Source organism: Enterococcus bulliens (assembly GCF_053761865.1).
On record NZ_JBSMXK010000006.1, the window covers coordinates 98,572 to 114,388 of the forward strand.

18 protein-coding genes are annotated in these 15,817 nt (G+C 39.1%); 4 read left to right on the forward strand and 14 right to left on the reverse strand.

What is annotated here, in order from left to right; translation table 11 throughout:
• Nucleotides 1-23: 23 nt before the first annotated feature.
• The 5 genes from ACWOEC_RS04880 to ACWOEC_RS04900 all read right to left on the reverse strand — a co-directional run bounded on the left by ACWOEC_RS04880 (nucleotide 24) and on the right by ACWOEC_RS04900 (nucleotide 4,797).
• Nucleotides 24-812 (reverse strand): SDR family NAD(P)-dependent oxidoreductase, encoded by a 789-nt coding sequence (locus ACWOEC_RS04880; RefSeq protein ID WP_455306418.1) that lies wholly within the window; start codon nucleotides 810-812, stop codon nucleotides 24-26.
• A 12-nt stretch (nucleotides 813-824) separates the two neighbouring features.
• Entirely contained in the window at nucleotides 825-1,754 is a 930-nt protein-coding gene (rnz, locus tag ACWOEC_RS04885; RefSeq protein ID WP_297077687.1) for a ribonuclease Z, read from the reverse strand.
• 21 nt (nucleotides 1,755-1,775) lie between these two features.
• The gene (locus ACWOEC_RS04890) at nucleotides 1,776-2,327 is read right to left on the reverse strand and encodes a DUF1269 domain-containing protein (protein ID WP_455306420.1); all 552 of its coding nucleotides are present in this window, start codon (nucleotides 2,325-2,327) and stop codon (nucleotides 1,776-1,778) included.
• Between the two features lie 105 nt (nucleotides 2,328-2,432).
• Entirely contained in the window at nucleotides 2,433-3,746 is a 1,314-nt protein-coding gene (gene obgE / locus ACWOEC_RS04895; protein ID WP_297077691.1) for a GTPase ObgE, read from the reverse strand.
• 124 nt (nucleotides 3,747-3,870) lie between these two features.
• The gene (locus ACWOEC_RS04900) at nucleotides 3,871-4,797 is read right to left on the reverse strand and encodes an alpha/beta hydrolase (protein WP_455306423.1); all 927 of its coding nucleotides are present in this window, start codon (nucleotides 4,795-4,797) and stop codon (nucleotides 3,871-3,873) included.
• Nucleotides 4,798-4,983: 186 nt separating this feature from the next.
• On the opposite strand from ACWOEC_RS04900, the gene ACWOEC_RS04905 reads away from it, so the two are divergent.
• Nucleotides 4,984-5,682, forward strand: a complete 699-nt coding sequence (locus ACWOEC_RS04905; RefSeq protein WP_455306442.1) for a peptidylprolyl isomerase — start codon at nucleotides 4,984-4,986, stop codon at nucleotides 5,680-5,682.
• A 78-nt stretch (nucleotides 5,683-5,760) separates the two neighbouring features.
• Here ACWOEC_RS04905 and fabZ read toward each other — a convergent pair whose 3' ends face one another.
• On the reverse strand, nucleotides 5,761-6,201 hold the full coding sequence (gene fabZ, locus ACWOEC_RS04910; RefSeq protein WP_297077697.1) for a 3-hydroxyacyl-ACP dehydratase FabZ: 441 nt from the start codon (nucleotides 6,199-6,201) through the stop codon (nucleotides 5,761-5,763).
• A 186-nt stretch (nucleotides 6,202-6,387) separates the two neighbouring features.
• Between fabZ and fabI the strand changes: the two genes are divergently transcribed.
• Both fabI and ACWOEC_RS04920 read left to right on the forward strand, forming a co-directional pair.
• Nucleotides 6,388-7,143 carry an enoyl-ACP reductase FabI gene (gene fabI / locus ACWOEC_RS04915; protein WP_297077699.1) on the forward strand — a complete coding sequence of 252 codons (756 nt, stop codon included), beginning with the start codon at nucleotides 6,388-6,390 and terminating at the stop codon, nucleotides 7,141-7,143.
• 66 nt (nucleotides 7,144-7,209) lie between these two features.
• Nucleotides 7,210-8,133, forward strand: coding sequence for a mechanosensitive ion channel family protein (locus tag ACWOEC_RS04920; protein WP_455306425.1), 924 nt, complete (start codon nucleotides 7,210-7,212; stop codon nucleotides 8,131-8,133).
• Between the two features lie 158 nt (nucleotides 8,134-8,291).
• Here ACWOEC_RS04920 and cbpB read toward each other — a convergent pair whose 3' ends face one another.
• The 8 genes from cbpB to ACWOEC_RS04960 form a co-directional block, all read right to left on the reverse strand.
• Entirely contained in the window at nucleotides 8,292-8,765 is a 474-nt protein-coding gene (gene cbpB / locus ACWOEC_RS04925; RefSeq protein WP_455306427.1) for a cyclic-di-AMP-binding protein CbpB, read from the reverse strand.
• 67 nt (nucleotides 8,766-8,832) lie between these two features.
• Nucleotides 8,833-9,354, reverse strand: coding sequence for a metallophosphoesterase (locus tag ACWOEC_RS04930; protein WP_455306444.1), 522 nt, complete (start codon nucleotides 9,352-9,354; stop codon nucleotides 8,833-8,835).
• Nucleotides 9,351-10,619, reverse strand: a complete 1,269-nt coding sequence (locus ACWOEC_RS04935; RefSeq protein ID WP_455306429.1) for an XTP/dITP diphosphatase — start codon at nucleotides 10,617-10,619, stop codon at nucleotides 9,351-9,353. The genes ACWOEC_RS04930 and ACWOEC_RS04935 overlap by 4 nt, the downstream gene beginning before the upstream one ends.
• Complete coding sequence (racE, locus tag ACWOEC_RS04940; RefSeq protein ID WP_455306431.1) at nucleotides 10,609-11,436, reverse strand: glutamate racemase; 828 nt, start codon at nucleotides 11,434-11,436, stop codon at nucleotides 10,609-10,611. Before racE ends, ACWOEC_RS04935 begins: the two co-directional genes overlap by 11 nt.
• A gap of 85 nt (nucleotides 11,437-11,521) precedes the next feature.
• Entirely contained in the window at nucleotides 11,522-12,181 is a 660-nt protein-coding gene (locus ACWOEC_RS04945; protein WP_455306433.1) for an amino acid ABC transporter permease, read from the reverse strand.
• A 15-nt stretch (nucleotides 12,182-12,196) separates the two neighbouring features.
• A complete protein-coding gene (locus ACWOEC_RS04950) occupies nucleotides 12,197-12,844 on the reverse strand; it encodes an amino acid ABC transporter permease (RefSeq protein ID WP_297077713.1) in 648 nt (215 codons plus the stop codon).
• Between the two features lie 12 nt (nucleotides 12,845-12,856).
• Nucleotides 12,857-13,669 (reverse strand): transporter substrate-binding domain-containing protein, encoded by an 813-nt coding sequence (locus ACWOEC_RS04955; RefSeq protein WP_455306436.1) that lies wholly within the window; start codon nucleotides 13,667-13,669, stop codon nucleotides 12,857-12,859.
• An 11-nt stretch (nucleotides 13,670-13,680) separates the two neighbouring features.
• Nucleotides 13,681-14,412 carry an amino acid ABC transporter ATP-binding protein gene (locus ACWOEC_RS04960; protein WP_297077717.1) on the reverse strand — a complete coding sequence of 244 codons (732 nt, stop codon included), beginning with the start codon at nucleotides 14,410-14,412 and terminating at the stop codon, nucleotides 13,681-13,683.
• A gap of 225 nt (nucleotides 14,413-14,637) precedes the next feature.
• On the opposite strand from ACWOEC_RS04960, the gene trpS reads away from it, so the two are divergent.
• Nucleotides 14,638-15,642 carry a tryptophan--tRNA ligase gene (gene trpS, locus ACWOEC_RS04965; RefSeq protein ID WP_455306438.1) on the forward strand — a complete coding sequence of 335 codons (1,005 nt, stop codon included), beginning with the start codon at nucleotides 14,638-14,640 and terminating at the stop codon, nucleotides 15,640-15,642.
• The last annotated feature ends 175 nt before the right edge of the window (nucleotides 15,643-15,817 follow it).

Genomic DNA, 15,817 nt, shown 5'->3' on the forward strand with positions numbered 1-15,817 from the left:
TAACCCCTCTACTTCATCCAAATTTACTTTTTATTCATGATACCACCAGCTAAAAAATCTCCTACCCTTGGAAATAAGGTATAGGCTTTAGCAGCTGTATTCATCACTTTTGGTTGATTGATTTCTCGTTTTGGCCTTGTCATCGTTCGAACTATTTTTTTCGCCAATACTTCCGGACTAGATAAGAATGGTTTGACCCCTTTGACATAATTTCCTGAAGGGTCTGCTGTATTAAAAAAGTTTGTTTCCATCGGTCCAGGATTTACCGTTGTGACGTGAATGCCAAATGGCTTTAATTCTAAGCGTAATGCATTAGAAAAACCTAGGACAGCAAATTTTGTTGCCGAATATACGGCTGTTTTCGGTGTTGCAATTTTTCCTGCGATCGAGGCGATATTAATGATACTTCCTTTTTGCACTCGAACCATTTCCGCAGCAATTTTTTGGGTAATATACATCAACCCCAACACATTGACTTCAAACATGCGGCGTGTCGTGTCAAAATCAAATGACACAAATTCATCAAATACCCCAAATCCTGCATTATTCACCAATACATCGATTGGTCCAACTTCTAAGGCAACCGCATGCAATACTTGATCGACTTGCTCGGGATTGGCGACGTCTAATTGGTAACAAAACGCTTGATGTTTACTAAGCGACATACACGTTTGTTTGACTTTTGTTAATTCATCGATACGTCGTGCACAAGCGACAACGATCGCACCTTGTTTTGCAGCTTCGTAGCAGATTTTTTTGCCTAACCCACCTGAAGCTCCAGTCACAAATACTACTTTTCCTTTTAACTTCATCACACACACCTCTTATTCTTGAAATGGGATCTCAATACGATCAAAATCTTTAACAACTTCACTTGTTGCAAACAGCTCTTTTGCTTCTTGTTCCAATTCCTTGGCTTCTTTAGCTAGATAACGCGCACTGATATGCGTTAAACAAAGTTTGCGTACCTGAGCTTTAGTTGCCACTGTTGCGGCTTGTTGTGTCGTTGAATGAAAATACGCACGCGCCATTTTCGCTTCATGCTTATTAAAGGTACTTTCGTGAACCAATACGTCAGCTTGTTGCGCTAACTCAATAGCAGCCTCACAATAACGCGTATCACCTAAAATCGTCACGATTCGTCCTTTTTTGGCTGCTCCAACAAACTCACGTCCGTCTAAGGTTTCTCCGTTTTCTAAAGTGACGGTTTCACCGCGCTTTAATTTTCCAAATAAAGGACCAGGCGTAATCCCTAATGCCTGAAGTTGTGCGACTTGCAACTCTCCAGGATAATCTTTTTCAATCACACGATAACCAAAACATTCGATCCCATGATCTAAGCGTTTGGTAATGACTTGAAATTGATGATCTTCAAAAATCACTCCTTCGTCTAGGATCTCCACAAAATGTAATGGATAAGACAAACGTGATTGTGAGATCTTCAACGCCGTTCGTACATATTCCTCGATCCCTTTTGGTCCATAGATCGTAAGTTTTTCATCGCCACCTTGAAAAGAACGGCTACTTAATAATCCCGGTAGACCAAAAATGTGATCACCATGTAAGTGTGTAATAAAAATATGTTCTATTTTTCGTGGACGAATCGTAGTCCGCAAGATCTGCATTTGCGTCCCTTCACCACAATCAAATAGCCATACCTTATTTCGCTCATCTAATAATTTTAATGCGATCGCACTCACATTACGGTGCTTTGCGGGAACCCCTGCACCGGTACCTAAAAATTCTAATTCCATAGTTTAGCTCGTTTCTTTTTGTTATTTTGTATGTCGGGCAAGCCAATTTTGTTTCGTTGACTCACTCGTTTCAGCCTCGACTTCTTTGGCATGTTGAATCTCAGCTTCAACTTCGTCAAATGTAAACCGATGGCTCGAACCACCTAATTCTTGCATGACGATTTCATTTAACGGGCGATTGTCTTCTTCTTCAGCAATGATAATCAACCCTGTTTGTCCTTCATTGATTTGATTGATCAAATGTTCAAAAATGTTTTTAGCTGTGGATAACTCTTTTGCATCTTTACTTGCACCGATCAAACTTCCACCAAACCAACCAAGTAAAATCGCGAGTGGACTGACTAGTACTCCTACGATCATGCCGATAATCCCGCCTGTAGTCGTTGCACTTGAGCCTGTTGGATCAAAAAAGTCTTCGATTGAAAATTTATGGTCACCAGCCTCAGAATGTTTCACAACTGCCATTTGTTCCACTTTCAATCGTTTGGTTGCATATAATTTTTTCACCTCTGAAAACCCTTGATAAGCCAAAGCATTTTCATCAAATGTTACCACAATTACGCGTTTTTCCATTTAGTCCACGTCCTTTATCGTATTTCCTTTTATTTTACCAATAAATAAAGAAAACACAAAGAAATAAGAAGAAGATCGTGTAGACGAACTTCTTCTTATTTTAACTTATTCTACAAATTCAAACTCAAAGTTACCGATTCTGACGATATCGCCATCTTTAGCACCACGAGCACGTAAGGCTTCGTCGACACCCATCGCACGTAATTGACGCGCAAAACGCATAACCGTTTCATCATGATCAAAGTTTGTCATCTCAAATAGTTTTTCTAGTTTTTCACCACTTAATGTCCAAGAAGCATCAGGCTCTCGATCGATGATAAACTCAGGTCCTTCTTGACGCAAGCCATATTCGACTACATCTTCTTCAACTTCTTCTTCATATAATAAGAATTCGTCTGTTACATCCAACAAGTTCGCTGTAGCGTTCAATAACGCGTCGATCCCTTGTCTTGTCACGCCAGAAATTGGGAATACTGGGATTGGATCTGCGAATTCATCTTCTTGCTCGGCTGCTAATTTTTCTTTGAAAAGTTTCAGATTTTCCTCAGCATCTGGCATATCCATCTTATTGGCTACAATTAATTGTGGACGCTCCAATAAGCGTAAGTTATGCGTAGCTAACTCTGCATTAATCGCTAAGTAATCTTCATAAGGGTCGCGACCTTCCATCCCACTCATGTCGATCACATGTAAGATGACGCGCGTTCGTTCAATATGACGCAAAAATTGTGTTCCTAAACCAACACCTTGTGAAGCTCCTTCAATTAACCCCGGAAGGTCAGCAACCACAAAACTTTGGCCTTCACTTGTTGTTACCATACCTAAATTTGGTACTAGTGTCGTAAAATGATAGGCACCGATTTTGGGCTTAGCTGAAGAAATGACTGAAAGCAATGTTGATTTCCCTACTGAAGGAAACCCTACTAGACCAACATCGGCTAGCACTTTTAATTCAAGCTCGATCTTGCGTTCTTGGCCAGGTTCACCATTTTCAGCGATTTCTGGTGCTGGGTTTCTTGGTGAAGCAAAGCGGATATTCCCACGACCACCACGACCACCTTTCGCAATGACTAAAGTTTGCCCTTGTTCGACTAAATCGCCAATAAATGCACCAGTCTCAGCATCACGCACAGTTGTTCCTTGAGGGACTTTCACGTATAGATCTTCTGATCCACGACCATGCATCCCTTTACTCATTCCGTTTTCTCCAGGAATGGCTTTAAAGTGACGGTTAAAACGAAAATCCATTAATGTACGTAATCCTTCGTCGACGACTAAGATGACATCGCCTCCACGGCCACCATCTCCTCCGGCAGGTCCGCCATCTGGAACGTATTTTTCACGACGAAAGGCTACCATTCCGTCGCCGCCTTTACCAGCTTTGACGTCAATTGTTACTTGATCTAAAAACATGGACATAAAATTGTCCTCCATTCTATATACTAACCTAGTGTTTCAAAAAGTCTATTTCATTGTACCTACTGAATAGTCGTTTGTCTATTACTTTCCTTTGACTCTTTTGATTCTCTCATTGTCTTGTCTCTCAATTGTATTTAGCTAAAAAAGCGGCCACCTTTTCTTGATAATCTTTCGGATCTACCGAATAACTTTTTGCATGCTCTGCACCTTTTACGACCCATTTTTCTTTCGGACCTTTCGTTGCATTGTAGACCTTATCTAACATATAAAATGGAACGAACGTATCCGCATCCCCATGGATAAACAACATAGGTAAATGATTTTTTTCAAGTTGTTTGATGACATCTGCTTCACCAAAGAAATAATTCGCGCGCACTTTCGTCACTAAACTCGTCACAGGGATCAACGGAAATGCCGGCAAACCAAACAACGCCTTTAATTGATACGTCAATTCTTCATTCACAGAGGAATAGCCACAATCTTCTACGATCGACACGACATTTTTAGGCAATTTCTCTCCGGCAGTCATCATAACTGTGGCTGCTCCCATACTAATCCCAAACAATGTAATGGTCTCATCCGTTCCATTTTTTTGAATGATATCATCGATCCAACCAACCATATCACGACGTTCATGCCAACCAAATCCAATATAATCTCCTTCACTTTGGCCGTGTCCTCTTGCATCAGGAACTAAGACGTTATACCCTAAGTCATGATACATTTTTGCATAGACAGCCATCGTATCGGCTTTTCCCATATACCCATGGACCACTAAAGCCGTTTTCGTTGAAGGGGTTTGGCTTGGAATATAAATAGCCCGCAATTTCACCCCATCTTCAGCGGTTAACTGCCAATCGGTTCGGCCAGTTGCTTGTTCAAACCACTCTTGATCAGCTGATTTTTTTACTTTTGTTCCAGGTGTATCCGATTCTAAAAAACTTTTCTCTGATGGAACAACTGCATAATTATAAAAATAATTTCCTGCAAAAATCAATCCCACCACGATGATAAATAACAATATAAAAAAAACACGGATAAAAATCTTCATGCTCCACCTCTTTCTATAGGTAGTATAGTGAAAACCACTCTATTTCTCAATATTTTTTCTTAAAACTTCATTTTTTTACTTACGAACGCAAAATGGTTTGATATGATAACAGTATCTTAATATAAAGGAGTCAAAAATGTGAAAACAAAACGCCTTAGTGTTCTCTTGTCTCTTGTTATAGCCGTCATCGGCCTTAGCGCGTGTGCAAGTAAAACAACAACTAGTTCTAGTGCAACAAGTAGTAGTGAAAAAACAAGTGAGTCTGTGGATTTAAATTCCCTTGACTTGCCTCAACTTGATCCAAACGTCAAAGACGACGAAGATTTGGTCCAAGTCAATACGACAGAAGGAGCCATCAAAATCAAATTGTTTCCAAAGATTGCACCAAAAGCCGTTGAGAACTTTGTAACTCATGCTAAAGAAGGCTATTACAACGGCGTGACGTTTCATCGTATCATCGAAGACTTTATGATTCAAAGTGGCGATCCTAAAGGTGATGGTACCGGTGGAGAAAGTATTTGGGGTAAAGGATTTGCAGCGGAAATCTCCAATCAATTGTATCATTTAAACGGTGCATTATCTATGGCTAGTAGCAGCGCGCCGAATAGCTTAGGTAGTCAGTTCTTTATCGTCCAAAACCACGAAGACAAATCAGATGGTCTTGCGATTCAATATTATCCACAAAAAATCATCGATGCTTACAAAAATGGTGGCGATCCTCAATTAGATGGCAAATATGCGGTCTTTGGTCAAGTGATCGAGGGCATGAATGTCGTCGATAAAATCGCTAAACAAGAAGTCACAACTAGTGATACTGGCGAACAATCAAAACCAGTCAATCCTGTAAAAATCACGTCGATCGATGTTTTACAAGAAGCCAAATAAAAAAAAGTTGTGACAACTTGTTGTCACAACCTTAAACGGCGGTATAAGTGCCACAATAAGCATACGAAATTCGTATACTTATTTTTGTTCCCCTACGATAAAGGTAAATTCACATTGAGCACATACTTTACCATCAACAGTAGCCACTGCATCCGCAATCCCTACTGAACCTTTGATCTTCATGATTTCAAATGATAGTTTCATCGTATCTCCTGGTACGACTTTACGACGGAATTTCGCTTTATTGATACCGCCAATATAAGCTGTACGACCTAAAAATTCTTCTGATTTCAAAATCAAGATCGAACCTGCTTGCGCTAGTGTTTCTAAAATCAATGCGCCTGGCATTACCGGGTTTCCTGGGAAATGTCCTTGGAAAAAGTCTTCATTGATTGTTACATTTTTTGTTGCGATAATTTTTTTCCCAGATTCAATTTCATCTACATAATCAATATAAATAATCGGGTAACGATTTGGGATCAAATCCATTACTTCAGTTTCAGTCAACAATTTTTTCATGAGTCATCCTCTTTTCGAATCCATAAATAAATACTTTGGTTATCAAAGTATCATATTTTAACAAAATATTCAATAACTATTAAGAGAATTGAAAATTAGTTTGACAATCAAAGTTTTTTCGATAATAATAAGAAATCATGGATGTTTTATGATATTACTATACATTTACACTTAAGGAGTGACATTATGGGTTTTCTAGAAGGTAAAAAAGTCGTCGTAATGGGCGTCGCAAACAAACGCAGTATTGCATGGGGTTGTGCACAAGCACTACGTGACCAAGGTGCAGAAGTGATCTACACGTACCAAAACGACCGCATGAAAAAATCATTGGAAAAATTATTAGATGGGTCAGAGTTTTTAGTTGAATGTGACGTAGCCAATGACGAAAGCATTAAACAAGCATTTGAAACAATTAAAGAATACACACCAGAAATCCATGGTTTAGTTCATGCCATTGCGTATGCAAATAAAGAAGATCTACAAGGTAGCGTTTTGGATTTATCTCGTGATGGATTTGCATTAGCTCAAGACGTAAGTAGCTATTCATTTATCGCTGTCAGCCATTATGCAAAACCAATTTTAGCAGAAAACAGCGGAATCGTAACGTTAACTTATTTAGGTTCAGAACGTGCGGTACCAAACTACAACATGATGGGAATCGCTAAAGCCTCTTTAGAAGCGGCTGTTCGTTATATGGCGGCTGATCTTTCTCCAGAAAAAATCCGTGTTAACGCAATCTCTGCTGGCGCAATCAAGACATTAGCCGTAACTGGTGTAAAAGATTACCAAAAATTGATTCAATTATCAGAAAGCCGTACACCAGATAGTGTTGGTGTAACGATCGAAGAAGTTGGAAATACATGTGCCTTCTTAATCAGTCCATTATCAAGCGGAATTATCGGTGAAACGATTTTTGTGGATAAAGGTGTTCATTTATCTTAATTAATCGACCTTTCTTTTGACCTTATGTTACAATAGTAAACAGATTAAAAAGAAAGGACTGTCTTGATGTCATTTTTACTGAACGTTACGTCTACTGTTAGTTCAGATAGTACGAATTCAATTATCGAACCAACTACAAAACAATTAAATGCCCTACAAAAATGGTGGGCTTCAATCGATTGGGAAGCACTGATCGCATTGGTGATCCAAAAAACGATTATGGTCATTTTTCTTATTATTTTATTTTTAATTATTTGGAAATTATCCCTTGCAATTTTAAATCGAGCTCATAAATCTTATGATAAAAAAAATAATGTCAATGCCAGTCGGATGAATACAATGTTCAATCTGATTGGAAACATTATTCAATACACTGTAGGTTTTTTATTTATTTATTCGCTGCTATCCGCATTGGGTGTTCCTGTAGGTTCACTGCTTGCTGGAGCTGGAATCATTGGGTTGGCCATTGGTCTAGGTGCCCAAGGATTTATGAATGATATCATTACTGGATTTTTTATTATTATGGAACAACAAGTCGCTGTTGGTGATTATATCAAATTGACCAATTTGAATATCGACGGTACTGTAACTGGTGTTGGTCTTAGAACGATGAAGCTAAAAGCATTTGATGGTACAGTTCATTTTATTCCTAATCGCAATATTACAACGGTTAGCAACGCTTCTCGTGCCAACATGCGTGTATTGGTAGATGTACGTATCGATCCTTCTGAAGATTTAGAGCAAATTCGTAAAGTCATTCGTAAAGTCAATCATGAGATTGAAGTAAAATATGAAGACAGCATTACCACACCACCTGCTATTTTTGGGATGGTTGATCTCGGAAACGGAATGTTTGCGCTACGTAGTACACTCTATGTCAAAAACGGTTTCCAATACCAGATCGAAGAAGAATTGCTTAACGCTTCAGTCAGTGCGTTAATCAAAGCTGGCTTTACGATTCCAACAACACCTATTTTACCAACAGTTTAAAAAAAGTCGCAACAGAAGTGACTAGTGCTAAAACAAGCCACACTCTTACCTATTTCCGTAAGAGTGTGGCTTGTTTTTTTAGAAACTTTTTTTACGCTACTTATTCAGTATTTAGGGGTGTGACAGCTGTTTGTCATCCCCCTTTTTTGTGTATCTTTTTAATGTACCGTCACTTTTTCAATCAAATCATAACGTCTTTCCAACTGATGCGCGAGATGATTAACAGATTTTAAAATTTCCTTGCGCGTAACGATCCCTGTAAACACACCTGTTTCATCGACTTGAGGTAAAAAAGGACGATTTACTAATTGATGCAAGATGTCTTCAACATCATTACGTGTGATGCACGGAATATTGACTTCCATCACATCCGCGACAGTTAAATTTTCTAAGGCACTGACATCTAGTCCAGTCAGCCCCATCATTTTATTGACAACATCAGATAAGCCAATAACTCCAATAAAACGGTCTTCATGATCTAAAACCGGAATCTGATTGTATCCTACTTTTGATAGTACTAATAATGCATGTTCTAAACCATGTGTATAGAGCACAGTGGCGACATTTTCGGCAGGAATCACTAAATTGTCTTGATTCTCCAAAAGTAACTGCTCTGTTTTCGCGCCTATCAAGTGATAACCTCCCATATTTCGTTGTTTTCTTTAGTGTAGTACAGTTATTTATAAAACGATAGTCTTGTTAAGGATTCTTATGTTTTACAAATTCAAAGTGTAAGCCTTCGATCGGTTGCATCGTACGATCATAATACGTAACACGATCATGTGTGGGTGTACTGTCGATAATCGCGAAACTTTTATACGGCAATCCTCGCGGTTGGCTGATACTCCCTGGATTTAAAAATAAGCGCTCGCCTAATTGTTCACAGCCTAGACGGTGCGTGTGCCCAAATACAACGATCGTTGCATTGACTTGTTGTGCAAGCAAGCCTAGTGAAGTCATCGAATGATTGACTTGATAGCGATGACCATGCGTGATTAAAATCGTATCTTGTGTTGTTGTAATGATTCGATAGTCTTCAAAAAGCGGATCAAAATCACAGTTTCCACCCACTACTTGGAATGTTTCCCATAAGGGATCATTACCAGGTAATTCTGAATCTCCACAATGCAATAACACGTCCACTTGATCGGCAAACGTTGTCGCGATCGTTTCTAAAATCTCTCGATCGCCATGATTGTCACTGACTACTAAATATTTTATTTCGTTTCTCCTTCCAACCATCCTTGCCAAAGTGCAGCTAATTTTGTCATTGCTTGCCCACGATGACTGATCGCATTTTTCTCAGCTCCTGTCAATTCGGCCGCCGTTTTATTGAGTTTTGGTACGACAAATAACGGATCATAACCAAAACCGTTCTCTCCTCTTGGAATACGCCCAATACGACCTGGCCATTCAGCCGACACGACAAGGGTTTCACGTTCTGGTGCTGCAAAAGCTAATGTGCAATGAAATTGTGCAGTACGTTGTTCATCAGCTACGTCTGTTAATTCATGCAATAATTTTGCATTATTTGCTGCATCACTTTTTTGCAACCCTGCAAAACGTGCAGAATAGACCCCTGGCAATCCGTTTAATGCATCGACTTTTAACCCTGAATCATCCGCTAGTACGGGAATATTCAATTGTTGTGCAATCGTTTCTGCTTTCAAACAGGCATTTTCCGCAAATGTCTGCCCTGTTTCTTCTACTTCAGGTAACTCTTTGTGGTCAGCTAATGTTTTGATCTGATACCCGGCTTTTGCAAATAAAGAGGCAAACTCTTTCGCTTTTCCTTGGTTGTTTGTAGCAATCATGATCGTTTTTTCTTCAAGAGGCATCGCTACTTGTGTTGTTGTTATCAGTTCAGCAAGCAACGATTCTGCTGCGCGCTGACCTAAAATAAAACTTTCATTGATCCGTTCGATATCAAAAACTTCAGGTGAGTCATTGTACCAATCAATAAAACGACCGTCTTTACACATTACCATAACCAGTAAAAATTCTGCTTTAGACTCTTCGATTGCGTCTGGATCAACCAACATTTCTTCTTGTTTTGCTAATGTCACCGCTGCAAAATCATCAATCAATGCAAAAGCGCGTTTCTTTGTCATCTGTTGTTTCGCTATAGCTTGTATTAACACGAGGTAAAGCGCATTGATAACAGCTGCAGTGACGCTACCGTCTGCTTGTTGAATCGTTACGATTACCTTAAATCCGAATGATTGTTTGCCAACAATGACTTTTTTTAGCAAGCAATGAAGTGTATTGGGTAAGGTATCCATCAGTTTTGCACGCTTGATTTGATCATTTGTAGCATCTTCTGGAAAATAGATGACCGGTACTGCTAATGTTTCACATTCAACTAAAGAGATCTCTAGTTTCGTTTCACCTTGTTGATAACTAATCGTAGCAAATGGATATTTTTTAGCTTGAGTTGTCCATGACACCCCTCGATGATCAAGAGCATAACGTCCATTATATCTCATGAGTAGTCCCTCCTAAATGGATTTTTTGCGACTGAGCGCGATTGATCGGTAACCACTGGGTGGCGATCGCATCAAACAACGCAGTCGATCCTGTTGTATAAAAAATAGCACGTTTCTTTAATGGATTGGGATTAGCAAGTTGAAAATAGTCTAATAATACGCTGACTTCGCTCACCGTTTCTGCCCCAGAATCAATCAACGTCACACTGTCTCCCATGACGTTTTGGATCAAAGGTCGCAGTAACGGGTAATGCGTACAGCCTAATACTAAAGTATCCAATCGTTTATTTAGCAACGGTTGTAGTGTTTGTGCTACGATTTTTTTGGCCACTGCTGTTTGCAGTTGATTGCTCTCAACGATCGGGACAAATTTAGGGCAAGCCAGACTTGTGACCTGAATTTCTTGTTGTTTGGCTTTTAACGCATGCAAATAAGACTGACTTTTTACAGTCCCGATCGTTCCGATAATGCCGATTTGTTGGTTTTTCGTTGCTTTGACCGCTGCTCTAGCACCCGGCAAAATCACACCGACAACCGGAATCGGTAACGCATTTCGAATGGCATCTAACGCGACAGCTGTTGCCGTATTACATGCAATAACGAGCATTTTGATATTTTGTTCCATCAAAAAATCAGCCATCTCAAACGTATATTCGATGACTTGTTCTGCAGGTCTCGGCCCATACGGACACCGTGCTGTATCACCTAAATAGAGAATATGTTCATTTGGTAATTGCTTCATCGCTTCTTTGACGACCGTTAATCCGCCAACACCAGAATCGATGAACCCAATAGGTTGTTCATTTGTCATCTTCATCCCTCAATTGATTGTATAATCTATCGTTATTTTATCCTAAACAAAAAAAGATAGCTACCCTTGGGCACTATCTCTTTTGAAATTATTATTGATAAGAATATTTTTTGGTTTCTAAATAGCGTGACAGTAACGACAATAAATAACAAATCATAAAGTAACCTAAAGTTAAGGCCACGTACATCGGAATCACATAATTTGAATTTTGTCCATAAATGATTTTAGCATTGTGCGTAAATTCGGGTAAGGCGATGATGATTGCTAGTGACGTGTCTTTAACTAGCGAGATCAATTGACTGACAATCGCTGGAATCATCGAGCGAAATGCTTGCGGAATGACGATCGAACGCATCACTTCAATATAGTTTAATCCCGTTGACAATCCGGCTTCCATTTGCCCTTTTGGTACAGCGTTCAATCCTGCTCTAAAAATCTCTGACAGCATTGCCGACTCAAAGATCGTCAACGCAATGACAGCTGACCAAAAGATATCAAAGCGAATCCCGATTTGTGGTAAGGCAAAATACGTAAAGAAAATAATCAATAATAAAGGTAAATTGCGAATCACATCCACAATGACACCAACAATCCGTGATAAAAACGGAACGCTAGAAAAGCGCAATGTCCCTAAAAGTGCCCCAAAAATAAAACTAAATACAATCGACAATACCGAAACTTCAATCGTTACCCATAATCCATCAAGTAAAAAACGAATATTTACCCATGAAAATGCATCAAAAAAACTCATATCCTTTGCCCCTTTCTATGAACGAACTGCCCATTTTTTCTCTAAATAACTCATCCAGTACGATAATGGTAACGTTAAAATCAAGTAAAAGATCCCAACGATAATATATGTATCAAAGGTATTAAATGTAGTACTTGCAATCAGATCTCCTTGATACATAATATCTAGACCGGCAACCATGGCTAAGATCGAAGAGTTTTTGATTAAATTGATAAATTGACCGCCCAGTGGTGGGATAACGATTTTAAAAGCTTGCGGTAAAATGATATAGCGCATCGTTTGGCTATATGTCAATCCTGAAGAAAGTCCCGCTTCCATTTGACCTTTAGGAACCGTCTGAATCCCAGCTCGCACAGTTTCTGCGATAAATGCTGAAGTATAAATGGTCAAACCGATCGTTCCAGCTTGAAATCCGGTAATCGGTAAAAAATACAGTGGGATCACAACGTAAAAAAACATCACGATGATCAATAATGGAATGTTTCTAAAAAACTCGACGTATGCCCGTGCAATTCCTTTGATCCATTTATTTTCGGATAGTTGAAAAATCGCCATCAATGTTCCGATAATCAAACTGGCGATCAAGGCGATCAAACTCGCTAAAATCGTATATTTAAAGCCATCAAAAAATAATTGGCTATTTTGTTGAAACAGTTGGATCATGCGTTTTCCTCCTTATTTTGCTTTCCCGCTTTGGTCGTCTGGAAACCATTTGTCATAAATTTTGTCATACGTACCATCTTCATGGATTTCTTTTAACGCTTGATTGATCGCATCGACAAATTCGGTTTGTCCTTTATTGATGGCAATCCCGTATGGTTCATTGGTAAACGTACCTCCAGCTAATTCATAATCAGGATTTTCACTTGCCATCCCTAATAAGATCGCATTATCTGTTGAAACCGCTTGTCCTTGACCGGCTTGTAGGGCCGTAAATGCTTCCGCGTAGTTTTCCATTTCTAAAATCTTTGCATCAGGCGCTTCTTTACGAATATTTACCGCAGAAGTTGATCCTTTTACGACCAAGACAGTCGTATTTGCATTTAAATCTTTAACACTCTTGATCGGACTTCCTTTTTTCACTAAAAGAGCTTGTCCGGCATCAAAATACACATTTGAGAAATCGACTTGTTTTTTTCGTTCTTCGGTAATGGTCATTGTGGCAATAATCGCATCGATGTTCCCATTTTTTAATAAAGGGATACGTGTCTTAGAAGTAACCTCGACAAAATCTGCCCGACCGTCACGACCTAAAATTTTTTCTGTCAATGCTTTTGCGATATCGATATCAAATCCTTTGACCTCTCTTGAAGCCACATCCATCAATCCGAATAACCGCGTATCGTTTTTGACGCCCCAAACGATCCGGTCATTAGTTTTTACTTGTTTCAATACATTTTTAGATGATACACTTGCTGCTTTACAACCACCTAGTCCTACTAGGAATAAGAGCAACAACGGAATCAACATCTTTTTTGTCAGCTTCATCTACGTTCCTCCTAGTGATTGATTACTTTACTGATAAATTGTCGTGCTCGTTCTTCTTTAGGATGTTCGAAAAATTCGATGACATCACGACTATCTTCTAATACTTCGCCATCGGCCATGAACACGACACGGTCTGCTACTTCACGGGCAAATCCCATTTCGTGGGTCACAACGATCATCGACATGCCTTCATTCGCTAATTTTTTCATCACATCTAAAACGTCCCCGATCATTTCAGGATCAAGTGCTGAAGTGGGTTCATCAAACAAGAGCACTTCTGGCTTCATTGCCAGTCCTCTAGCAATGGCGATCCGTTGTTGTTGTCCTCCAGATAACATGGATGGATAAGAATCTTTTTTATCCCACATGCCAACGCGTTTCAATAATTTCTCAGCCGTATCATTGGCTTGTTCTTCTGTTTGCTTTAAAACTTTCATCGGTGCCAATGTGATGTTTTCTAGTACCGTTTTATTTGGGTATAAATTGAAGTGTTGGAACACCATCCCTACGTTCTTACGGATTTCGCTTAATTTACTTTCCTTACTGCGAATATTCACTCCATCAATCAACAATTCACCTGAGCTGATACTCTCTAATCCATTGATCGTACGTAACATCGTACTTTTACCAGATCCTGATGGCCCAATGACCACCACAACTTCGCCTTTTTCAAAATGTAAATTAATATTTTTTAACGCATGAAATTTTCCGTAATATTTTTCGACGTTTTTAAATTCAATCATCTGAAATCCCCCTGAAATGCAATCTTTTTTTAATATTATTTTAATATTATAACCGTAGTTTTTAGGTTTTGTAAATCTTTTTCTAGTTATTTGTCATATAATATAACATGAGATTGTGGATTATTCTATCATTTTGGTCAATTGTGACTTTGTCTCTCAGAGTTGTTGTATTCCCTGAAAAAAAAAGGTAAGATGAAAGAAATCATTATAGAAAAGGTGAACGACATGAACACAATCCTAACTGGAGATCGTCCTACCGGTCAATTGCATTTAGGGCACTACGTCGGCTCGTTGAAAAAAAGAGTCGAGATGCAAGCTGATCCAATGAACCAATTATTTATTATGGTAGCGGATATCCAAGCATTAACAGATAACGCCAAAACTCCTGAAAAAGTCTCTGCAAATGTTTTGCAAGTCGCTTTAGACTACCTTTCAGTCGGACTTGATCCAACGAAATCAACGTTATTTTTACAATCTCAAATACCCGAATTAGCAGAACTGACGATTTATTATGCGAATCTAGTGAGCGTCAATCGCTTACGTCGTAACCCGACTGTAAAAACGGAAATCGAACAAAAACAATTCGGTGAAGGTGTCCCAACTGGCTTCTTTATCTACCCAATCTCTCAAGCTGCAGACATTACAGCCTTCAAAGCGAACTTAGTTCCTGTAGGTGAAGATCAAAAACCAATGATCGAACAAACCCAAGAAATCGTGCATAGTTTTAACTCGATCTACAAACCCGTACTAGTTGAACCAAAAGCTGTACTACCACCTAAAGGAATGGGACGCCTTCCTGGTATCGATGGCAATGGTAAAATGAGTAAATCGCTGAATAACGGTATCTATTTAGCTGATCCAAGCGATATCTTGAAAAAGAAAGTGATGAGTATGTATACTGATCCAAATCATATCCACGTCGAAGATCCTGGCCAAGTCGAAGGCAATATGGTTTTCACTTACCTGGATGTTTTTGGAACGGATCATGCACATATCGAGGAATTAAAAGCACAGTATCGCCAAGGTGGTTTAGGTGATGTGAAGATCAAACGCTACTTGATCGATGTGTTAGAAGACGTGTTGGCTCCAATTCGTACGCGCCGTGAAGAACTTGCAAAAGATCCTGAATATGTGATGGATATCCTAAAAAATGGGAGTCAAGAAGCACAAAAAGTGGCTGCAAATACGTTAGATGAAGTCAAACGTGCGATGGGCATCCAATATTTCTAAACAATAATTGGCTCTTTGTCAATAAGGACTGATGAAGAGAAATTTTATAAATCAGAGGAAGTAGAGAAATCTGCTTCCTCTGATTTTTTTGTTATTTTATGACGATTAACTGATTCATCATAAAAATTCTCGTTCTCATATTGTCAAAGGATTTAAATCCGTAACTTACTCGTTT